General features: G+C 45.5%; 20 protein-coding genes and 2 pseudogenes. 17 read left to right on the top strand and 5 right to left on the bottom strand.

All coding sequences use genetic code 11. From position 1 onward, the window contains the following. On the top strand, nt 1-208 hold a 208-nt coding region (locus tag AAC854_RS16445; protein WP_340618061.1), incomplete at its 5' end, for an HNH endonuclease. Nucleotides 209-389: 181 nt separating this feature from the next. On the opposite strand, the gene AAC854_RS16440 is transcribed toward AAC854_RS16445, so the two are convergent. After that, nucleotides 390-1007: a TetR/AcrR family transcriptional regulator gene (locus AAC854_RS16440; protein WP_340618060.1), complete on the bottom strand. Its 618-nt coding sequence runs from the start codon at nt 1005-1007 to the stop codon at nt 390-392. A 92-nt stretch (nt 1008-1099) separates the two neighbouring features. On the opposite strand from AAC854_RS16440, the gene AAC854_RS16435 reads away from it, so the two are divergent. After that, entirely contained in the window at nt 1100-1708 is a 609-nt protein-coding gene (locus AAC854_RS16435; protein ID WP_340618065.1) for an NAD(P)H-dependent oxidoreductase, read from the top strand. A gap of 172 nt (nt 1709-1880) precedes the next feature. On the opposite strand, the gene AAC854_RS16430 is transcribed toward AAC854_RS16435, so the two are convergent. Further along, nucleotides 1881-2573, bottom strand: coding sequence for a DUF5710 domain-containing protein (locus AAC854_RS16430; protein WP_340618059.1), 693 nt, complete (start codon nt 2571-2573; stop codon nt 1881-1883). 149 nt (nt 2574-2722) lie between these two features. Here AAC854_RS16430 and AAC854_RS16425 point away from each other — a divergent pair, with 149 nt between their 5' ends. The 9 genes and pseudogenes from AAC854_RS16425 to AAC854_RS24345 form a co-directional block, all read left to right on the top strand. Next, nucleotides 2723-3052, top strand: a complete 330-nt coding sequence (locus AAC854_RS16425; protein ID WP_340618058.1) for an integrative conjugative element protein, RAQPRD family — start codon at nt 2723-2725, stop codon at nt 3050-3052. Then, a complete protein-coding gene (locus tag AAC854_RS16420) occupies nt 3049-3285 on the top strand; it encodes a TIGR03758 family integrating conjugative element protein (protein ID WP_340618057.1) in 237 nt (78 codons plus the stop codon). Before AAC854_RS16425 ends, AAC854_RS16420 begins: the two co-directional genes overlap by 4 nt. Before the next feature lie 79 nt (nt 3286-3364). Then, the gene (locus AAC854_RS16415; RefSeq protein ID WP_340618064.1) at nt 3365-3697 is read left to right on the top strand and encodes a TIGR03745 family integrating conjugative element membrane protein; all 333 of its coding nucleotides are present in this window, start codon (nt 3365-3367) and stop codon (nt 3695-3697) included. Between the two features lie 10 nt (nt 3698-3707). Next, nucleotides 3708-4064: a TIGR03750 family conjugal transfer protein gene (locus AAC854_RS16410; RefSeq protein ID WP_340618056.1), complete on the top strand. Its 357-nt coding sequence runs from the start codon at nt 3708-3710 to the stop codon at nt 4062-4064. Further along, complete coding sequence (locus AAC854_RS16405) at nt 4061-4717, top strand: PFL_4703 family integrating conjugative element protein (RefSeq protein WP_340618055.1); 657 nt, start codon at nt 4061-4063, stop codon at nt 4715-4717. The genes AAC854_RS16410 and AAC854_RS16405 overlap by 4 nt, the downstream gene beginning before the upstream one ends. Next, nucleotides 4714-5547, top strand: coding sequence for a TIGR03749 family integrating conjugative element protein (locus AAC854_RS16400; RefSeq protein WP_340618054.1), 834 nt, complete (start codon nt 4714-4716; stop codon nt 5545-5547). The genes AAC854_RS16405 and AAC854_RS16400 overlap by 4 nt, the downstream gene beginning before the upstream one ends. Beyond that, the gene (locus AAC854_RS16395) at nt 5537-6130 is read left to right on the top strand and encodes a hypothetical protein (RefSeq protein WP_340618053.1); all 594 of its coding nucleotides are present in this window, start codon (nt 5537-5539) and stop codon (nt 6128-6130) included. Before AAC854_RS16400 ends, AAC854_RS16395 begins: the two co-directional genes overlap by 11 nt. A gap of 754 nt (nt 6131-6884) precedes the next feature. Next, complete coding sequence (locus AAC854_RS16390; RefSeq protein WP_340618063.1) at nt 6885-7307, top strand: hypothetical protein; 423 nt, start codon at nt 6885-6887, stop codon at nt 7305-7307. 106 nt (nt 7308-7413) lie between these two features. Next, a pseudogene (locus AAC854_RS24345) lies at nt 7414-7581 on the top strand (transposase family protein); the annotation flags it as partial. A gap of 33 nt (nt 7582-7614) precedes the next feature. On the opposite strand, the gene AAC854_RS16380 reads toward AAC854_RS24345, so the two are convergent. Next, the gene (locus tag AAC854_RS16380) at nt 7615-7809 is read right to left on the bottom strand and encodes an IS1096 element passenger TnpR family protein (protein WP_340618062.1); all 195 of its coding nucleotides are present in this window, start codon (nt 7807-7809) and stop codon (nt 7615-7617) included. Between the two features lie 619 nt (nt 7810-8428). Between AAC854_RS16380 and AAC854_RS16375 the strand changes: the two genes are divergently transcribed. The 5 genes from AAC854_RS16375 to AAC854_RS16355 all read left to right on the top strand — a co-directional run bounded on the left by AAC854_RS16375 (nt 8429) and on the right by AAC854_RS16355 (nt 13305). Further along, the gene (locus AAC854_RS16375) at nt 8429-9934 is read left to right on the top strand and encodes a hypothetical protein (protein WP_340618052.1); all 1506 of its coding nucleotides are present in this window, start codon (nt 8429-8431) and stop codon (nt 9932-9934) included. A 153-nt stretch (nt 9935-10087) separates the two neighbouring features. Further along, entirely contained in the window at nt 10088-11623 is a 1536-nt protein-coding gene (locus tag AAC854_RS16370) for a hypothetical protein (RefSeq protein WP_340618051.1), read from the top strand. A gap of 87 nt (nt 11624-11710) precedes the next feature. Beyond that, nucleotides 11711-12409, top strand: a complete 699-nt coding sequence (locus AAC854_RS16365) for a hypothetical protein (protein WP_340618050.1) — start codon at nt 11711-11713, stop codon at nt 12407-12409. A 13-nt stretch (nt 12410-12422) separates the two neighbouring features. Beyond that, entirely contained in the window at nt 12423-12806 is a 384-nt protein-coding gene (locus AAC854_RS16360) for a hypothetical protein (protein ID WP_340618049.1), read from the top strand. Between the two features lie 64 nt (nt 12807-12870). Beyond that, nucleotides 12871-13305 carry a hypothetical protein gene (locus AAC854_RS16355; protein ID WP_340618048.1) on the top strand — a complete coding sequence of 145 codons (435 nt, stop codon included), beginning with the start codon at nt 12871-12873 and terminating at the stop codon, nt 13303-13305. A 103-nt stretch (nt 13306-13408) separates the two neighbouring features. Here AAC854_RS16355 and AAC854_RS16350 read toward each other — a convergent pair whose 3' ends face one another. Then, the gene (locus tag AAC854_RS16350) at nt 13409-18364 is read right to left on the bottom strand and encodes an autotransporter outer membrane beta-barrel domain-containing protein (RefSeq protein WP_340618047.1); all 4956 of its coding nucleotides are present in this window, start codon (nt 18362-18364) and stop codon (nt 13409-13411) included. A 441-nt stretch (nt 18365-18805) separates the two neighbouring features. Between AAC854_RS16350 and AAC854_RS16345 the strand changes: the two are divergent. Further along, nucleotides 18806-19827: pseudogene (locus tag AAC854_RS16345) on the top strand (IS110 family RNA-guided transposase). 551 nt (nt 19828-20378) lie between these two features. Here the strand turns inward: AAC854_RS16345 and AAC854_RS16340 are convergent. Then, nucleotides 20379-21097, bottom strand: a 719-nt coding sequence (locus tag AAC854_RS16340) for an IS110 family RNA-guided transposase (RefSeq protein WP_340618046.1), incomplete at its 5' end; no start/stop codon positions are given.

Raw genomic sequence — 21097 nt, 5'->3', positions numbered from 1 at the left:
GCAAATATTCGTTCTTTATCGCGAACAACAGGGACGTTGTGCGTTATGTAAAATGCCAATCACTCAAGAAACAGGCTGGCAGGAACACAATCGGGTGCCTCGCCATCGGGGTGGCAGAGATGTCATCGGAAACAGAGTATTACTCCATCCTTCTTGCCATCATGAGGTACATGAGCGCGAATCTTCGGTCAACATGCTGGCCTGCTGAGCAGGTTTATAAAGGCTTGAGCCGTATGCGGTGAAAGTCGCTCGTACGGTTCTTAGAGGGCGGGTGCGTAGTAATACGTGCTCGCTACTCGACTGAGCTGGGCGATGGAATGCAAAACGGGTTTTTGTTTTGTGTTCCATCGTCAGCAGACAAGCCGCGTAGCGGCGCGTCAGTCTGGTATTTAAAGACTTCTTTTAACCATTGCAATAATGGCTGAAAAAAGTTCGGTTTCCGCCTCACTTGCAGTGATATCGCCATTAGCGGCTGCATAAGATAAAGCTTCAGCCGCTCCCAACATTGCCCAGAGACGCGCTGCGGTAATTTTTTCGCCTTTGGTGTATGGCATCAGTGTTATCCTGCATTTTTCTACGAAAATCCGGACATATTCGCGTTTGATTTTTTCGAGTTCAGGTGAGCCTGCTAAAGCGGCAATAATACTGGGTATTTCACGGCCCTGAAGAAGTACACAATTGATATAAGAGGATGCAATAACAGCGGCTTTTTTTTCCAGAATGGGTTCGCTTTGTTGAATTGCTGTGTCCATGATTATCGTCTGGCGGTTATCGAATTCGGTGTACAGCGCTGCTAATAGGCCAGACCGTGTACCAAAATGGTCATAAACAACCGGTTTTGTCACGTTGGCTTTCTCAGCCAGTCTGCCCAGAGTCAGGGCCTCTGTTCCCTCTTCCCGAATGATCTTCCAGGCAATGTCGGTTAGCTGCTGATAACGTTCTTCTCTTGTGAGACGAACACGAGGTTGTGAAGTCATCAGTTTTGAATGGGTTTTGTTGCTTGACATGTTTATATACCAAAGGTAACTTACTAATGGTAACCTATTCTTGGTATATAGGTTACGCTTGTCTTTTATCATTATCAAGAAGGAGACATTTGGTGCACGCTCTTATCGTTATCTCACACCCTATTCCTGACTCTCTCAGTGGTCATGTGGCACAATATATTGCCGATGGCGTCACGCAATCAAATTCCGAAAATAGTGCCGAAATTGCCGATCTTGCGAAAGAAGGATTTGATCCGAGATTTACTGGATCAGATATTGCGGCTTTTTACAAAGAAAGTTTACCTCCGGCTGATGTTATTGCTGAGCAATCACGAATTGCTTTGGCTGATGCGCTTGTCTTGGTCTATCCCGTCTATTGGTGGACAATGCCTGCTTTACTTAAGGGGTGGATCGATCGTGTGTTTTGTCATGGTTGGGCTTATAATGAACTTCCTGATGGAAGACTGGAAAAAAAACTTCAGCACCTTCCGGTACATTTGGTTGCTATTGGTGCAGCCAGTAGAGAGGCTTATTTAAAACATGGTTTTTGGGAAGCCATGAAAACACAGGTTGATCATGGCATTTTTGATTATTGTGGTGCCCCTGTTATCACTTCAGAATTACTGCTTTATCCTGAGTTAAAAGAGACAAATGCGTATCAAGAAGCTGCATACAGAATTGGTCGTAGCATTTTCATCATGGCTGAAGCTTCAGAAGCATAATGTCCAGTTAACTCAGAATTAAGGCCAACTTTCTGCCAGATCTCAAGATACCTACAAAAGTATGATGCCTGTGTTCGTAGATAGATTGTCTAAGCGGAGTGTCAGTTTGCAGTAGGTATCTATCATTTATCACATTTTTCTATCAGAAACACCGTTGCTCATTTTCCCTAAATTAATGGTGATAGCTAGATGAGGAGTTAACCACCTGCGTCATCCATTCAAACCAGTCACAGGCTTTACAGGCTCGGGTATCCAGCTTCGGATCGAAATGGTAGTGATGATGAGAAATATCTTCACAATACCCCACAAAGGGCTGATCAATACGGTGAAGCTGAATCGCCGCCGCTTGCTCTTTGGAAGCCGGGAAAAATGCCCCACCAACTTCCGCAAACATGTCGGTATCATCCTGCTGTGCGCCACAGTGTTCGCAATGGTTTATCCAGTGCTGCCTGCGCAGCCGTTGGCTGACCGCTTTGCGCAGCGTGTGATGAAAACCGGGCAGCACGCTACGCACCATAGTGGGAATATCGGCGATATAGAACAGAAATGCCGGGCTGTCCTGCTCAGAGTAGTCCACTTCCGTGCCGGGTTCATCGCCGTTATCCGCTTCCAGTAGCTGGTGGCCGGCAGGTAACATAAACGCCGTGACGGTGGTGTGTTCATGGCAGTGCGGGCACGGCGTCCGGGTTTGGGCGAGATACCAGGATTCGGCATGGACATTGTAGAACGGCAGCCAGTTCATAAACGGGGTCGGGTCAAAACTGCTGTCGATATACCAGGTTTGAGCGGCCGCATCCCAGTGCGCGCCCAGCTTCCGTACTTTCTCGTATTCATCGTCGGGGACGTTTAAATCAATCCGCAGCATGTGTCTTCCTTTATTATTAAACCGTTAATCAAATAAATTAGTCAGACTATTTAGCTAATTTTCACCAAAGCATAAAGAGTTTATTACTGACCGCCGCTAAAAAACGCCGCATCCTTGGCATTTTGGAATCCATCATAAGGTGAGTATTTATGCGCGGTGGTTTTTCGATATCCTGTTCTGTCTGCCTGCTGGGGCTGGCTGTGTTGTGTATACCACTGGCTCATGCGGCCGAAAAAGACGAACTGGCAAGTGCAAAGCGTCTGATTGAGCAGGTGCAGATAGCACTGGAGCGTGCCAGCATCGCAGGAAAGCAATCGGATACGTCAAAACTTCCTCGTTATGACTTTGATTATCAGCGCATCCAGGCTGATCTCAGCACCATCAAAGCGGGTATCGATCACTATCTCACGCCTTCCCGCGACCAGCCCCAGGGATCTGGCGCGTTATCCGGCCATTACAGCCAGGAAAATTCGCAATGACGCAGGCACAACGCAATGCTTTTGAAGTGGCCTCGGGGCATTTTGATATCACTTTTCTGTATCTGGTGTGTGTCGGGTTTTTCTTAGCCACGGTGTTTTTCTGGGCGGCCTGGGCCGCAGTGGATGTCTGGAATGGCTGGGCGAATGAAAAAGTGCGTAATCAGACCCTCAAACAGTTTGCCCTTCGAACCACAGTATTGCTGGTCATGGTTGTCTGGATGTTTGCCAGTTAATGCAGCGAACATAATGAAAAGGAACAGAGTCAATATGAAGCAAATTTTTACCGTCTGCCAGCGTATCAGCACAAACCTGATGACACGGGTCAGTGTGTTCATGCTGTTATTCGGGCTTTCCTGTAGATCCGCCTGGGCGGATTTGCCCGCTATCGAACCGCCGAAAAGTGGCGGCGGGGGCGGATTGCTGGGACAGGCGAAAGGGTACGCACAGGATGGCATTGTGATTGGCGGGTTGATCCTGTCGGCGGTGGCGTTCTTTAAAGTCGCCTCGGCCGCCGTCGAAACCTTTTCCGAAGTGCGGGATGGCAAATCGACCTGGACCCAGTTTGGCGCCATCGTCGTGGTCGGCGTGGTGCTGTTGGTTGCCGTGATTTGGCTGCTGTCGAAGTCGGCCAGCATTATTTTTTAAGGCAGCCACCATGCAGACAATCGCTTTCTTACCTGACCGTTTAAACGCCGAACCGGTGGTGTTTCGCGGGTTCACCACCCCTGAGATGGGACTGGCCGCACTGGCCGGGATCGTGCTCGGACTGGCAGCCAGCATTCCCCTGATCCCATTAGCCGGTTGGGTCATGATCCCGACCGGCATGTTGGTCATGCCCTTGTTACTGATCAGCTTTGGCGGGCGCTGGCTTGCGCATGTTAAACGTGGCAAGCCGGAGAATTATATCTGGCTGAAACTGGCGGAGAAAAAACGCCGGTTGGGGCTGGGTGATCCGACACTGATTATTGCCGCCCGGGGCTGGTCACTGCGCCGCAGCAGGAGACTGCGATGAGCCGGTTTCGTCATGCGGTGAAAAACCGGGATCAGCATATTCTGACCCTGCGAGTGGCGTGCGGCATTCTGGTGTTGGTATTGTTGCTGAGCCTGAGTGGCTGGATGGCTTCACCACGCAATCTCACCATCCATAATCCGCCGGACTTACGCACCGGCAGCACGCGCCCGTGGTGGGAAGTGCCGACACCCAGCGTCTATAGCTTTGCCTTTTATATTTTCCAGCAACTGAATGCCTGGCCGAAAAATGGCGCACAGGACTATCCGGCGAAAATTTACGCTTTATCACCTTATCTGACGCCTGCCTGTCAGGATTTTTTGCGTGAAGATGCCAAAACCCGTGCTGACAGTGGCGAGCTGCTTGACCGGGTGCGGGTGGTATATGAAATTCCCGGCCGGGGCTATGGGACGCGCAGTGTGACAGTGCATGACCGGGATAACTGGGTAGTCCGGCTGGATTTGGTGGCCGATGAATATTATCACGCCGAACCAGTTAAACGGGCACTGGTACGTTATCCGCTGAAAGTGGTGCGCTGGGAGGGCGATGCCGAGCGTAATCCCTTCGGGCTGGCACTGGATTGTTACGACGGAATGCCACAGCGGCTGGAAGCGATACAGCAATCGGCAGAAGAGAAAAAGGGCGTGTTTCAATGAACAGAGTGCCATTTGGTTGCCGTGGTGTTTGGTTAGGACTGGCCAGTCTCTTGTTGTTCAATACCAGCGCAAAGGCCGATGAATTAATGAAATGGGAACGCATTCCGTTATCCATTGCGCTCAAGGTCGGTCAGGAGCGGATTATTTTTGCTGACCGGAATGTCCGTATCGGTTTTCCGCCAGCGCTTCGCGATACATTGCGGGTACAGAGCGCGGGCGGGGCGATTTACCTGAAAGCCAACAGTACCTTCCCGCCAACCCGCCTGCAATTGCAGGACAGCGAAAATGGTGAAATCATTTTACTGGACATTACGGCTGCCAAAGCGGGGCCAACAGAGCCAGTACGAATTATTTATTTGGATGAAAAACAAACTGCGTCAAAAGAAGAATTACAGCGTCAGAGCAAAGTCGAATTATCAGCGCCCGTTCCGGTCGCCTTAACCCGTTATGCCGCGCAGCAGCTCTATGCCCCGTTGCGTACCGTCGAGCCGGTGGCAGGCATCCAGCCCGTGAATCTGCATTTGCCTCTGTCTATCACCACACTCTACCCGTCAGAGCCGATTGCGATTATGCCGCTGGCAGGCTGGCGATTACACCATCACACGATCATCGCGCTGAAACTGCGCAATACGGCTAAACGCACTATCCCCCTCGACCCGCGAGGATTACAGGGGCAGTTTGTGGCTGCTACGTTCCAGCATCGTTGGCTGGGTGAAACGGGGTCACCGGAGGATACAACGGTATTGTACCTCGTCACCAAAGTACCGCTGGATAATGCCTTTATCCCTGAGCCGGCATCGGTGAAACCAGGAGGCCGTCATGGAGGTTAAGTCCAATGCGTTGGTGAAAATACTGGTGCCGACGGTATTGCTCATCGGCGGGTTTATTGGCATCAAAAGTTGCAGTTCAACGGAAGGTGCCGCGCCCAGCACGACGTCGAATAATGTATTGGCCACACTGTCACCGGAGGAGTTACAGGCGCTGGGGGTAGGTGGCGATACGCCGGAAGATACCCTGCGTACCCTGATAGGGGCACTGAATAAAGTGCGGGCAGAGCAGAAACGCCTAAGCCAGCAGAATACCGATATCCTGAAAGAAAATGACCAGTTAAAGCACCAGCACCTTGATGTTGCCGACCAAATCGATGCGGCGGTTGCGACTATTCGGCAGGAAGATGAACAGCGTCAGCACACGTTGCAGGATGAGCAGCAAAGTTTGCTGGCACAAATTGATTTACTCACTGAGCGGTTAAATTCAACACCTTTGTCTGTACCGGAAAGCCAAAGCGCATTGAGCAATCCGTATGCCGTCCACCCAGTCAGTGGGCAGGATGAATTTATCTGGGTCAATCCGGCGGATGAAAAACCGACAGCGTTGCAGGCGATGGGGAATGGTCAATCGACGCCGCAATAGCGTGGGCAGGGGTACGCATGGGTGATGTGGCCGGCATGATGAGTCAGGGCGTGGGGCAGGTCAGGCAATCCGCTGGCATGTTCGGGCAAATGGTGATGCAGAAAGTGTTGTCCAAAGGAAAGTAGTCAAATTAAGTACTTAAGAATTAAGGGATAGGATTCTGTCCCCTAATTTGAATTTGATATTTTCCTTTATTTAATCTATTGATAATTGTTTCGATTATTAAAATAACTAATATTGTCGCGTTAATGTTTTAATCCAAACTCTTCTAAGTTTAGGTTTTATATTCACCTCAGTAACGCAGCGTTCATGATATATATCACAAAAAAGTAAATTATTTAATGACATCCTTGCCAATATGCCTTATATATAAAGTGTTATACTTTCATGTTTATATCGGATCCTTTTTAGGGTAATAGGCGATATATAATCAATATAGAGGCCTCAAGGGTTGCAACCGTTGAGGCTTCGCTACTATTTTAATGGAAATAAATAGTGCGTCAAAACAGTTAGTCAAAAATTTCATTTGGTCAGATGTCTTATTTCAATAATCCGATAAAATTTCAGGTCATGTCCATATTCTGCGTATTTGTGGAATCTGTGTTTTCATCATTTTTAATGTATCACAATGAGAAAAATCGATTTGGCTGATTTAACTTAACTGTTAAGGTTAGTTTTTTCGTTATTGAATTAATAATGAAAATAGTTAAATTAGAACACCTTTAATGTGCTGCGAAATGGATTAAAAGAAGTGATGAGTGATACCAATGAAAAGGGTAAGGGCAGGAAGAATAAAAAACACGCTGACTACTTTATTCCTTATAAAACGACATATGATTTACGCTTAAGTAAAAGGGAACCTAATTTAATCAACATACTGAGACAGGTTCAAGGCTATGAATATGGCTTTTTTACCGTGTTAGGTATCCGCCCTTTGTCTCAACGGAATGGCGGAAAAAATAATTCGATTTATGTCGTCAGATGCCGGTGTGGTAAATATGCTGTCAGGACATTAAAAGCCATTAAAAACCCGAACAATATGAATGATATGTGTGTGCATTGCCAGCATCTATTTAGTCAAAGACGGAAAGCAATCTTTCACACGACAGGAAACGATGTGGATTTGTCAGAGTTAACCGGAATTAAATATAAAATGCCTTTAGAAATTAAAGAATAAGAAAATAGCGCCGCACTTCGAAATTGAATTCTCGGAGGACACCTGATGCAGGGGTTACGCATGAAAATATTTAGTGGATAATTCCTTCATTTTTAGAGGAGTGCAGATGAAAGAATTAGTGGAGGTCTTTTCTGATTTTCCAGATCCACGTTGTCAGGGAAAGGTTAAACACCGTTTTATTGATATCTTAGTGATCGCGGTATGCGCTGTCATTGCCGGGGCTAACGCCTGGACCGATATTGAACAGTACGGCCAGCTAAAAAAGGATTGGCTGGGTTCATTTCTTCCGCTCAGAGGCGGTATTCCGTCACATGATACTTTCCGGCGCTGTGCTACAATTATCCGGAAAACCAATCCCACCAGAGTAGGAAATTCCGTAATTTTTGCCATAAATACGGAATTGATGCAGGTGGTCATCCTGCCATCCCTGCGCGATCTGAATGATATAGTGAAAAGTGGCTAAAGAAGTCCCGCCTGATAATCTGAATCGGCGCCAGACCATAGGACTGATCCCCTGAAGAGCGACTTTCACGACATAGGTTTTCATGGTGAAGTATCAGACTTAATAAGTGCACTTGACTGTTCGTTCTATCGCCAATTTAACACTGTGCCCCACAGATTTTTATGGTCTCTCACTTTTTCTGATTTGAGATAATAACGACAATAAACATCAACTTTAGCCATACTTCACCTAAAAAAGTTAAAAGCATATCACATCAACTAACTATTCAATATATGACCTAATTATCAGTAAATGTAAATTTTTCCAGAGAAAATATTTAGGAAATGATTAATGAAATAATATTTGCATATAATTAAATTTAATTATCTCTAAATGTGATGCTTTTACAGGTGTAATATTTATGGCTTGGATAATATAATGATGTTTTTTATATTCTGCATATTGACTTTTATTTGTTTGAATGTAGTCTAACCTGCAAACACTAGTAAAAATAGCCCTCCAAGAAGGCAGTGGTCAACTTCACTATAAAGTCAGCTCTAAATATAAATGCTGTCATTTCTGTTATTTTTCGATAAAGAGTCAATACCTGCTGTCGATCACACCCACAAAATGTGGTTTTCAGTGAAGAATAAACTTTATATTTTGAAAGGGTAATATAATGGCTGGAAAAATCACGATAGATCCCCCAAGCGGTAACATTATCAAAGGGCAACCCTTCAGTGTGGTTGTTTCAATAAGTGGTGAAAATAATATTCAAAGTACTGTGGAGGTCAGTGCTGCTCTCCCGCCCGGTGTTAAATTAATCAAGACATTCCCCCGCTCAGTTAATAGGCAAATATTCTCCCAACAACTGATATTTCAGGCCGATGAAAGCAGTACTGATCACGAAATCAAATTTACCGCAAATTCGGCGAGTAAACCGAAAGGGCAGGCAACCTATCACCCTGTCGATAACCCAGACCTGAATCCCGATACTTGCGTACTGAGAGGAGCAACGACTTATTTATATGACGCTAAGCCTGTTGAATTAACGGGTCCCGCCCCAGGGAAGGACAACCCATTTGTTTCAGCATCAATCAATCCGATGTTAAAGCAGGGAGGAGGGGCAATTTCAAACTATGATATTCCGCTTCGTACAACAGCCCCACTGCGAATATTCACAGAGGACATGGTTGAAATCTATCCTTATGATATTGATCGGGATAACCAGTTTTATTACTACCTGATTCAGAAAATATCAAGCGCAGCGGTGAATCTAAAAATATATGCTACTCAGAATGTCCATAAGTTCGTTACTCTTGATACGCTATTCAATGATGAGAAATACAATCAAAGGCAAATCATATTTATTACGACTGCTCCGACTGATGTATCCGACAGCTTTGAGCCACCAAACATTGAAGAAACATATTTTTCTTCTACTTTAACAAGGCCGGAGCAACAAGTGGATGATTTTACGTTCATGGTTCCGAGCTACGAGGGAGCCAAAATCGGCGATTTTATCATCGGGTTTGTGACAGACGATAAAAAAGACATTTTTAAGAAAGAACTCTTTGTTGGGCAGCTAACAGTTGAAGAAAGCGGATCTTATAGGTTTAAAGCCGATTACAGCGACCTGTATTCGGGTGATAATCATATCAGCTATGTTACGCTTGACCAAACAGGTATGCCAGTAAGATCTAAGCTTAGTTACATATATTATGATAATGGCGGCATTAACGGTCCAAGTCCCTTTGATGGACACCGGACTCTGGTTGCCCCAGAAGTATATGACCAGTACGGTCAATATATTGGCAAATTCGACCCAATTAATATCTACAGTATCGGTACAAAAGGGCTTGAGGTTTGGTTACCATCCGATCACACTAATCCAGATCATACCATCGCCGCAGGTGACAAGATCACGATTAAAGCCTATATCTCACACTGCGTCGATACTATCTCACCAGTACGTCCTTTACCAATTGTGATAGCTATAACTGTGCAATCGACAGACATAATAAATGGCTATTATAAAGTTACCATCACGTCCGATAAACTGATAGGGTATGACAGAGCAGAGGGTTATGACGTGGGAGTGCTCACGATAGAATACAGTCGTCTTGCCCAGAAACAAAAATCGAAAATTTTCACCAGAAGCTTTGGTACAGTCGAACCTCACTAACCTGCATGGGTGACAGTCAATAGTGACTACTATTGACTGTCACCTTTTATCAATATGTTACTTTCGAAACAGAGTTAAAATCTGCTATTGAACACACCCACAGAATGTGATTTCAAGTTAAGAATAAACTTTATACTTTGAAAGGATAATATAATGGCTGGAAAAATAACGACATTTCCTACAGATGGTAACAATATTATCAAAGGACAACCCTTCAGTGTGGTTATTTCGATTTCTGGTGAAAACGATGATACAAATGTAAAAATCAGTGTCGCTTTTCATTCACCGGGTATAACACTAATAAAGGCATTCCCCGCAGTAGCTATTAAGGGGTTACTTTCCCAGCAACTGATATTCCAGGCCGACGAAAGCGGCGATAATTACAAAATCAAGTTTACCGCAAATACGACGGGAAACCCTAGCAAGGAAGTAACTTATTACGCTGTCGATAACCCCGATCTGAATCCCGATACTTGTGTACTGAGAGGAGCAGCGGCTTATTTGTATGACGCTAAGCCTGTTGAATTAACGGGGCAACCGCCAAGTAGAACCAACCCATTCATTTCAGCATCAATCAATCCGATGTTAAAGCAGGGAGGGGGGGCAATTTCAAACTATGATATTCCGCTTCGTACAACAGCCCCACTGCGAATATTCACAGAAGGCTCGGATGAAATTTCCCCTTATAAAATTGATAAGGAAAACCAGTATTATTATTACCTGATACAAAAAACATCAAAGGCAGCTGTAAACCTAAAAATATATGCCACTCAGCAGACCCGTGGGTTCGTTGAGCTTGATACGATATTCCATGATGAGGAATACAATCAAAAACAAACCATGTTTATTACGACCGTTCCGACTAATGTATCCAGCAGCCTGGAGCCACCGGGCATTGAAGAAACACTCTTTTCTTCTACTTTAACAAGGCCGGATCAAGCGGACGCGTTTACGGTCATGGTTCCGAGCTACAAGACAGCCCGAATTGGTGATTTTATCATCGGGTTTGTGACGGACGATAAAGGAGATATTTTTAAGACAGAACTGTTCGCCGGGCAAATAACAGGTGAAGAAGACGGATATTATAAATTTAAGGCCGCTTACAGCGACCTGTATTCGGGTGATAATCATCTTTGCTATGTTGCGCTTGACCAAACAGGTATGCCAGTGAGATCCAAGTTGAATTACATCAATTATGATAACGGCGGTATTAATGGTCCTGGTCCCAATGACAAAAACCGGACTCTGGTTGCTCCAGAGGTATATGATCAGTACGGTCACTATATTGGTATATATAATCCAGTCAATATCAACAGCATCGGTACAAAAGGGCTTGAGGTTTGGCTGTCATCCGATATCAATAATCCAGATCACACCATCGCCGCAGGTGACAAGATCACGATTAAAGCCTATATCTCACACTATGTCGATATCCACCCAGAAAAAGCACGTCCTTTACCGATTGTTGTGGTTGAAAATCACACTGTGCAATCGACAGACATAACAAATGGCTATTATAAGGCTCCCACCATCACGCCCGATAAACTGATGGGATATGACTCAGCAGAGGGTTATGATGTAGCAGTCCTCACGATGGACTACAGCCGTCTTGCCCAGAACCAGAAATCGAAAATTTTCACCAGGAGCTTCGGTACAGTAGCACCCGGGGAAGGAGACTCGTTAGAGTAGAATCTTAATCAAAATATGTGACTGCTCATAGTTACTGCTTTTTGGCAGTCGTCTCCATGAAGATAATTGTTTGAGAAAGGTGATAGCATGTCTATAAAGAACACAATATTGAACGCCATCCTTGTTCCTCTTACTTTACCACAAAGCAGCAATGATATTATTGATGAATCGGCACTAAGCCAAGATGAACTGGTCGTCATAATAAAAAGGCATGAAAAAATTCGTGTTGGATATAAAATCATTGTTCATCTGACGCCATATCTATCATCAATACCATTTTTTATCACAGATAAAAATATTGATGATCCAACGTATCAAATAACCATACCTTTTTCTGCTATTCCTCTCGGAAGTTATGATATTTACTATACCATCACTGACTTGCTAGGGAATGAAGCTAAATCTGAAAGTACCCATGTCACAATTCAAAAGACAGAGCCGCCGAAAAAGACAGATCCTCCGCAACCCTCTCTTGAAGCAACACTAATAATAACCGGATATCAGCCAATCGGTGACGAATACGAAATACTGACAATCCAGATTCACGATAAACAAACATCTGAACAAATGAAAAACACGCCCCTCTCTTATAAAATAGATCCAGCCATAAACATGAGTAATGTGTCTGAGATTGCTTCAAATCCCGATACGATACAATCAATGATTACAGATGAATACGGGCAATTTAAAATAAACCTGCAAGGTCAGAAGGGAGGATATGGCACTATAACGGTTACAGCCAATAATCTTGTCGGCAGCATAAAACATACTTTTGGAAAATATTAAGGAGATATTAATAATGGCAATAAAAACACTTTATCTTCCAGATATAAAAAATGGTTGGACCATTTCGTATTTATATCAGAGTCTACCTAAACCTGGTTGTAAATTTATTTTTACACTCAAAGATGGTCACGATTACGATAATATCGACCCCTATATAAATCTTCGGGGGGGCGGTATATCTCAATACGTAGGATTAGATGGAGAATGTACATTAGTTATTAGTTCAAACACTGATTATATTGATAATACCTGGGCTGAAAGTATTATCATACCAAGTTCGGGGGGGCCAATTCTGGGAAAGAGCTATTATGCAGCCTTTGAGTTTAACAAAAACATAATGGAATACGATCAATTAGTTCTCTGCGTGACAGCGTGGCCTTACACCACTACCACATAAACGTCCATTGTGTAATGTTGGAAGCATAAAATATACCATGGGACAACAATAGAGAGGTATTACAATGGCGACGAAAACACTTTCTTTTCCGGGTATCAAAAGTGGTTGGTATGTTTCGTATTTCTTGCAGACGTTAGCCGGGGATGATTATACAGTGACGATACAAGATAACGTCACTGGAAATATTTACGCCACTTGGAAAAAACAGAACGATGGAGATGATTCTCCCTATAGCAATACCCATTCATTTTGGTACACAGGACCCGACGGAAAGCTCATATGCAATGTTGATTGCCCAGAAAGCAGCCGTCTTGATAATACCTGGGCTGAAAGTATAATAACGCCAAGTTCTGGGAACCCAACTCTGGGAAGAACCTATTGTGCCGCCTTTGAGGATAATGGCATTAAACATAATGGCACAGATTACAGAATCGAATACAATAACTTATTTATCTGTCTGGTCGGGTGGTCTCACTACCACGACGACCACAACGAATAAATATCCATTTGGCAATCAGAAAAAACCGCCGAGAGTTCTCACCGTGGGATATGAAGGGTATCATTCCCACGGTTTTCTGTTAATTCCTGTGGTACTTACTTAATCACCATGTCACCTTTAAACCAATTTTTGCACTCAGTTCATAGCTGTCTGCAAAATTATTCAGACTGGTGTTGACTGAAGTCTGACCATAGATGAAAGAATTTCCATCATTCCAATTGTAGGAACCCCCGACACCTGTCTCAGCCCAAGTTCGGTCATTTCCTCCGTGGAAAGCAACATTTTCAACATCAACCGCGTCATTACGCCCCAAAATTTCCTGGCGGATGTTGAAAAGGCCGTAAATATTAGTGGCTTTTTCATTCTTGCCCTGATCATCTCTCCACTTTTGGCTGTAGTCTATCGTTGCACCCATACGCCATTTCATATTCCTGCTTTGATCAAAGCGGACTTTGGTTCCAAATGTGTCATGGAAGTCATTCATATCTATGGAAGAGAACATGAGCTGCGCCTGCGGGGTCAGTGACCATTTTTGACTCAAGTCAAATCTTTGTCCTGTTTCCAGACTCAACGCATATCCCAGAGCGGACTTATTATTCCCCAGTTGCCGACTGGCCGTCTTTGAATTCAGGTCATTTTCAAAGTAGGTAAGTTGAGTTAATCCATCCAAATAAAACCCATTATTGCTGTACCATGTACTTGTCGCACCTATCGTGTAACCATTTGCACTGATTTTACCTTCACCATGCCCGGAGCCTACGTTTGCACTAATATTCGAATATTGCAGGAAACCACCACCACCCACTGAGCCGTGGTCATTTTCATAAAAACGTCTGTCTATGCCGACTTGAGCACGGGCCATGTTATAGGTGATATCGCCAGCTCCAGATGTAGTGACACGTGGCGATAATTTGCCGTAAGAGGTTGTCATCCGTCCCCATGCGCCATTGGGCAACGGGTTTGTGTTATCGTCTACGCTACCCCCGTCAGCAGCGGCTCTAAAACCATCGCCACGTAGCCTGCTGCCCTTACGCCCATCAATCCGGTCATGTAAGGACTCAGGCATATTCAGGGTCTGTAAAACCCGGCCATAAGCCTCGTAAACGCTAACGCCAGCATGATAGAGCCGAGACGGTTTCGGTTCCGGGTTGGGTTTTGGACTGGTCAGTGACGAACGCAGATACCAGTTTCCATCCGCATTATCAAGACCATTCTTATAAAGACGGTAAGCATAAGCACCGGCCACAACGGCTGGCTCTCCCTTATAACTATAGTCACCAGCCAAACTGAAAGTTCCGACCGACGTGCCTTTCACATCAACAACCTTGATGCCTTCATTCGTCGGCGCACCCGCTCCACCGACATTTTTGATCACGAGATGAGTTGTACCGGATGTGCTGCCGTTCACCACAAGTCTGTCAGTCTTTGAGGTATCTCCTTCCAACACGGTCGATAAACTCACCATACCATTATTGCCGCTATAGTTACCCGCAATCGTCAGTGTACGCCCTACGGATTTGTTATCTCCGCCAGCCAAGACTGTACCCCTGTTATTCAAAGCGGAAATTGCCGTATTAAATCCGCCCATATCAAGCGTGCCATACTGTCCGATTGTATAGGACGAAGCTGCACTGAAAGCCCCTTCCACTCCTTGGCGAAGCGTTCCCTTCTGTACTTCTGTCGTACCTGTATAATTGTTAGCGCCTGTCAGAAGGATCATACCGTTACCAGCCTGCACCATTTGCCCTTGCCCTTTTAGGGAACCGGAAAATGTCACTTGATCGGCACGGTTGAAAACCAGTTTCGTTCCTGCTCCACTTTCCACCAATCCGGTAAGGGTTCCGCTGTCATGCCCGTCACCAATCTGCAAAGTGCCCTGACGGATTACCGTGCCGCCCGAATGGGCATTCGTGCCGGTGAGCACCAGCGTGCCGTCACCGTTTTGGGCCAGCCTGCCCTCGCCGGTAATATTGCCGCCAAACGTCACGGCATCCGAGCGGTCAAAAGCCAGCGTCCCTTGACTGCCTGTGACCACATCACCGGAGACACTGCCCTTGGTGCCGCCGTCACCTATCTGGAGGACACCCCGCGTTATTTTCGTGCCGCCAATGTAGTCATTTTCACCTGTCAAAACCAACGTACCGTAATCCGTGGTCTCAAGTGTAGCCGGACCAGTCAGGATTGACTCAATCGTGGCAACCCTGCCAGCTGTTGACTTATTACCCGTTCCAACACGAATTTTGGCGCTGCCTGTTTTATCATTTTCTAAAGCCAGAGCGGCGCCGGTGATTTTATAACCATCGGTGCTAAACTGCATACCATTGACAGTGACATTGCCACCGCTGTTATCTACCTGCACAGTGCCTGCGGTTCCTGAGAAAATGGCAAACTGGTCAGCACCTTTCCAACTGGCATTGGGATCTCCTGTTTTTGACGTCCAGTTATCATTTCCACCGACCTGCCAAATACCATTACCACCATCAATGGTATTATTGTTGTGTTTACGGGTATCACCACCATCCCAATAGTTCAGGAGCATACCGCCAGTACTGATGAGATGGACTTCATGGTTTCTATTTGTACCAAGAGAGAGTGAGTCAGGTACTCCGCCAGTGAGCGTCATTCCGTTATTTGTTAAGGTGCCGCCATAGTGGAATATATCGTATTCCCCCGCTGCTAACCCACCAAGATCCGTGATATTAAGCGTTCCTGCCAGTGTCAGATTGCCCTGAACATCAAATAATGTCGACGCGGATGTATCCTCTGCCCCAAGCGAAATATCCACATTTGCACCGCTGCTGAGAATAAGATCTTTGTTAAATGTCAGAGTATCGCCTTGATTGCCTGTAAGGTGACCGCCGCTTTCGATCGTTGTCGTACCGTCAATGATGCCAGTACCATTAACAGTCCCCCCATTTTTAACATTGAAAGTCGAGGTTGTTGTGCCTAGATGGCCGTCAACGACAAGCGTCCCCCTTCCAACACGCGTTGATCCTGTAAAAGCCGAGGAATCCGAACCTAGCCTCGTTACGCCAGCGCCCATTTTCTCGATATGACCACTTCCGGAAATCACACTATCAAAATTGGTTGTCCCACTCAGATTAAGCGCCAGAGTGCCTTTGTTTAATATGTCACTTTTGGTAAGATTTCCGGTCGTTCTACCATTACCGAGTTGTAACGTTGTGCCATTGCCAATGGTAGTCAGGCCCGAGTAGGTGCTGTCACTGGTTATGATAGCTTTGCCGCCAGTGATCTCCAGAATGCCTGTCCCGCTCATCACTCCATCGAGTGTCACCACGCTGCCATCCGCACCGGCAACGATAACCGCACCTTTGTTGTCGATTCCGGCGAGCGAGAGTTTGCCAATAGTGTTGCCATCACCAAATCGCAGTTTACCTGATGTCACTGTGAGTGGTTTACCCATGGTCACATTGCCGGTCAGGGTTAAATCACCGGTACCCTGTTGGAGAAGGGCGCCGATGCCTTCAATATCAGCGGCCAAGAAGGTGGGATTTGTTCGGTCGAAGGCCAGTATACCGCCCTGCCCGATTGTCACTTTGGAAGTATTATCAATGCTTCCAGCCGTTCCTTTATCACCAAGTTGCAAAGTACCCGATTCGATTATTGTCTCACCGGTATAGGTATTCGCATCTGTCAAAATGGTTGTGCCATTACCCACTTGGTGAACTGAGCCTGCTCCACTAATAATGTGGTTATAGGTAACTGTATCGTTCCGGTTGAAATAAAGGCTCCCTGCATTATCCACGTTACTGGTGATGCTGCCCGTTTTATGTCCGTCACCCAGACGTAACGTGTTGCCGGATAATATATTGACCGTGCCAATATTCATATCGTGGGTATAAGTAAGATCCAGATTTCCCGTCGTAGCACCTTTTCCCCCTATGGTGACAATGGAATTTTTCGCCCCGGACACATTGCCCTTCAGGGTTGCATTTGGACCAGACATATAAAGGCGGGTACTGCCAAGCTCTACATTGCCGTCAATTGCGCCTGAATTATGAATATCGTTAGTAATGGTGCCCTTATTATTGATAGAGAATTGGTCTCCCTTTATTACGCTCCCATCCAAATTCGTGATGGTATCAACAACACCTTTATCGTCGATATAGATCCCATTCTGCTTTCCATATAGCAGGGACGCATTGGTAATCTGTTTAATTTTGGATGACCTGATGCGGGGATTAGCATCCAGAAGAGCCATGCCTTGCCCAATGACCTGAACTGCGTTCTGGTCAGCCGTGATGCCTTTACTCCCGGAGTAATTATTCAGATTTTCGAGGTATCCTCCACCTTGAATCAGAATGCCGTGATTGGGACCTATCACTGTTCCGTAATTATTGAAAGTGTCGGCATCACTGCCCAATTCAATATCAAACGTTGCGCCCCTAGAATTATTTGACTGAAACAGTTTTCCATAATTATCGAGAGTCCCAAGTTTTGAAGCTACAATCGTTATCCCATCAATCGATCCTTCCTTTTGATTTAGGATAGTCTCTATACTTCCATGTTCACCATCCTTACTTGGGCCACTCGGCTGTTGTATCTGTATTGCATTCAATGAGTCAGAATCATTACTGGCATTAATTGACCCATCATTATTTAACGTTTTTATTTGACCAGAAACCCAAACGGCTCCCGACACTCCACTTATTGTTCCGTGATTGAGTAGCTTTTCAACAGAACCACTGTAAGTTACTGTGACTCCACCGGTTCCCTGCAAAACTCCATTATTCTCAATGCTATCAACTAAAGTTTCTGGTGCCAGATTATTGTTATCGCCGACATTAACTGCACTGTATTTCAGACCGTAATGATCAAAATCATTTTCATTCCCTCTGGGCGCATCAATCGAAGCGCCCTTAATGACAATAAGATTTTCACCACTTGACAGATTACAGGGTTCTGTCTCATTGCCGGAAATGGATGTCGTATTCGAAGAGCCGCATGATGAAGCCGCTATTGCATTAACGCTTATGCCAGGAAAAAACAAAGCCACTCTAAGAGCTATTGGGAATACAATACAACCGTATATTTTCATAAATGGTTCCCTGAATAACCTGATCTTCATTCTAAGTAAGGGAGCTAAACTAGCTGAAGTACGATCAAAGAGTTTGTTAACGAAATCCCTAAAAACAAGTCCCTGCTACTTCTGTTACTTTAAAATCTAAAAGCCAATAAGGCAGAGCCAAAACCTGTTGCTGACCACCGCCATAGGAGGTGGTTTTCAGTTATGAATAAAATGGTGGAGCTTCTCTGATCATTATTATTTTAGAATAACTTTACTGTAGCGCCGATTGTTTCTGTCAAAAATTGAAATATTTCTATTTATGGGTTTGCAAATCATCATTCAGTACGGCTGTGCGGGTCTGGAGTAAAACTAAAATTTTGGTTCCGATTAGAACCATTATAATGGAATGGTCGCTCCTCCCATGAAGCAACGGTAAGATATTGTTGATAATCCTACCAATGGAGGCGCGATATGGCTGTTATAACGATTGGCATTGACCTCGCAAAAAATGTGCTCCAGATCCACGGTGTCGACGAACACGGGAAGTGCAAACTCAAAAAGCGGATAAAACGCTCTCAGATGGCGACATTCTTCGCCAATATGAGTCCCTGTCTCATCGGTATGGAATCTTGCGCTGGGCGCGGGTTCTCATCGCTCAGAGCCATAATGTGAAGCTAATGCCCCCACAGTTTGTTAAGCCTTACGTGAGGACTAACAAAAATGATATGGCAGATGCCGAAGCAATCTGTGAGGCTGTGACGCGCCCAACCATGCGATTTGTCAGCATAAAAACACCAGAGCAGCAGGCGTTACTTTCGTTTCATCGTGCGCGGGCAGGGTTTGTTAAAGCCAGAACGGCGCAAATCAATCAGTTGAGAGGGTTACTTGCTGAATTCGGCATTGTGCTTCCACAAGGTTCTGCGGCTGTACATCGCCATATTCCAGCCCTTCTGGAAGAAGCCGAAAATGGGTTGCCTATGCCGTTCCGGCTGCTGCTCTCTTCACTCTATGAAAACGTGAAACAACTGAGCGAACATATTGAAGTGATGGACATTGCCATCAACGACCATTTCAAACACGACGACCTGTGCCAGAAGCTGGCTACAGTTCCCGGCATCGGCGTCCTGACCGCAACAGCTATTGTTGGAACCGTTGGGGATGACTCAGGTTTCAAGAACGGTCGGCAGCTTGCTGCATGGCTGGGTCTGATGCCAAAACAACATTCCAGCGGGGGTAAAAATACGCTGGGGCGGATCAGCAAGCGAGGTGATCCCTACATCAGGACGCTACTGATACACGGGGCGGGTTACGTTCTCGTTGCCAGAAAAGACCGGCTGGCGTCAGAAAGTTGGCTCGGCAGGCTTCTGGAGCGCAGGAATAAAAATGTGGCTGCAGTGGCGCTGGCCAATAAAAACGCCAGAATGCTCTGGGGGCTGCTGACCACAGATAAAGAATTTTTACCAGAAGAAGTTATGGGCGCGGCATATATGTGAGTCTCATAAATCTGTTGAAAACATGAAACCAACCTGCTGATTGCTAAGGGTAAGCGTGTATTAAATGTAGTAGAGAAATGGTTCTGGATATCTCACCAGCCTATTAAGGGTATGAGCAAAGGAAAAATTATTTTCATCAAGAAAATAATAGTAAGTCCTTTCTCACCTTCTCATCGAACAAAAATTTGACCTCGTTCAACCCAACCGATAAGGTATTTAACTGTTATCAATGGTCCATTGCCTGTAAGGATCAGCGTTGAGCGGCGAAGTAAATCTATGGTCTTCCCCGTTTTTGCAACACTCATTTTGATGTATGGTTGGCTTGCTTAAATCTATCCGGCGTCTCTATGAGTATGGATACCCGCGCCACGATGAGTTCTGCGCCTGATGAACCTTAAAAACTCCCCGGCTTCAATGAGCCATTTTGCTTCTTAGGTTATTCATCAGGCCGATTGGCCGTTCATGTCATCAATAATCAGTCTTCGCAAAACCAGATAGGTAACGTGTATTTCACTGTTTAATCATCAAGTTATTGAATCAGCCAGCCTCTATTAGGCCTGATACTCATTTTGCCGAGTCGTGATTGCCCAGGCTATTCGTGCCAGCTTATTAGCCAGTGCACAGGCAACCACATTCGAATGTTTCTTGCTCAGTTGTGCCTGAACCCACTCGGCAAGTCTCCCATGCTGATGCTCAAGCCGCATCATAAACGCCCGGGCGCATTGAACCAGCAATCGGCGCAAATTTTTGTTGCCGCGTTTGCTGATACCCAGCAGAGTCGGTTTTCCCCCTGTACTGTATTGTCGGGGAACAAGCCCCATCGAAGCAGCAAAATCCCGGCTGCATGAAAATTGTTTTCCGTCACCAAGCTGGGATGAAAGTAGGCTGGCGGTAATGGGTCCCACCCCCGGTATTGTCATCATGCGTTGAGTCGCATCGTCCGCTTTGATGGACTGTTTTAATTCTAATTCCAACGTGGTTATTTGCTCGACAAGATAAAGGTAATGGGCATGTAATTTCATCAGCAAACGGCTCAGATAATCGGGCACGTCGTGTTCTGCCAGAACCAGAGATAACCGTTTAATGACCGCCTCGCCTTTTGGCAGACTGATACCAAACTCCAGCAAAAAAGCGTGCATTTGGTTAGTGGTCTTTACCTTATCTTTGATGAGTGATTCTCTGACACGATGCAGTGCTCTCATCGCCTGTTGCGTCTCCGTTCTCGGCTGGACAAAACGCATTGAGGGGCGTGATGCTGCTTCACATATCG

Source organism: Xenorhabdus entomophaga, from assembly GCF_037996725.1.
Taxonomy (GTDB): Bacteria; Pseudomonadota; Gammaproteobacteria; order Enterobacterales; family Enterobacteriaceae; genus Xenorhabdus; species Xenorhabdus khoisanae.
This window is presented reverse-complemented; position numbering and strand designations above follow the sequence as displayed.

Coding starts and splice junctions, on each gene's coding strand:
- AAC854_RS16350 (WP_340618047.1), bottom strand. CDS start 18,364: ATGAAAATATACGGTTGTATTGTATTCCCAATAGCTCTTAGAGTGGCT.
- AAC854_RS16415 (WP_340618064.1), top strand. CDS start 3,365: ATGACACGGGTCAGTGTGTTCATGCTGTTATTCGGGCTTTCCTGTAGA.
- AAC854_RS16400 (WP_340618054.1), top strand. CDS start 4,714: ATGAACAGAGTGCCATTTGGTTGCCGTGGTGTTTGGTTAGGACTGGCC.
- AAC854_RS16425 (WP_340618058.1), top strand. CDS start 2,723: ATGCGCGGTGGTTTTTCGATATCCTGTTCTGTCTGCCTGCTGGGGCTG.
- AAC854_RS16430 (WP_340618059.1), bottom strand. CDS start 2,573: ATGCTGCGGATTGATTTAAACGTCCCCGACGATGAATACGAGAAAGTA.
- AAC854_RS16355 (WP_340618048.1), top strand. CDS start 12,871: ATGGCGACGAAAACACTTTCTTTTCCGGGTATCAAAAGTGGTTGGTAT.
- AAC854_RS16440 (WP_340618060.1), bottom strand. CDS start 1,007: ATGTCAAGCAACAAAACCCATTCAAAACTGATGACTTCACAACCTCGT.
- AAC854_RS16370 (WP_340618051.1), top strand. CDS start 10,088: ATGGCTGGAAAAATAACGACATTTCCTACAGATGGTAACAATATTATC.
- AAC854_RS16380 (WP_340618062.1), bottom strand. CDS start 7,809: ATGGTCTGGCGCCGATTCAGATTATCAGGCGGGACTTCTTTAGCCACT.
- AAC854_RS16365 (WP_340618050.1), top strand. CDS start 11,711: ATGTCTATAAAGAACACAATATTGAACGCCATCCTTGTTCCTCTTACT.
- AAC854_RS16420 (WP_340618057.1), top strand. CDS start 3,049: ATGACGCAGGCACAACGCAATGCTTTTGAAGTGGCCTCGGGGCATTTT.
- AAC854_RS16405 (WP_340618055.1), top strand. CDS start 4,061: ATGAGCCGGTTTCGTCATGCGGTGAAAAACCGGGATCAGCATATTCTG.
- AAC854_RS16375 (WP_340618052.1), top strand. CDS start 8,429: ATGGCTGGAAAAATCACGATAGATCCCCCAAGCGGTAACATTATCAAA.
- AAC854_RS16410 (WP_340618056.1), top strand. CDS start 3,708: ATGCAGACAATCGCTTTCTTACCTGACCGTTTAAACGCCGAACCGGTG.
- AAC854_RS16360 (WP_340618049.1), top strand. CDS start 12,423: ATGGCAATAAAAACACTTTATCTTCCAGATATAAAAAATGGTTGGACC.
- AAC854_RS16390 (WP_340618063.1), top strand. CDS start 6,885: ATGAGTGATACCAATGAAAAGGGTAAGGGCAGGAAGAATAAAAAACAC.
- AAC854_RS16395 (WP_340618053.1), top strand. CDS start 5,537: ATGGAGGTTAAGTCCAATGCGTTGGTGAAAATACTGGTGCCGACGGTA.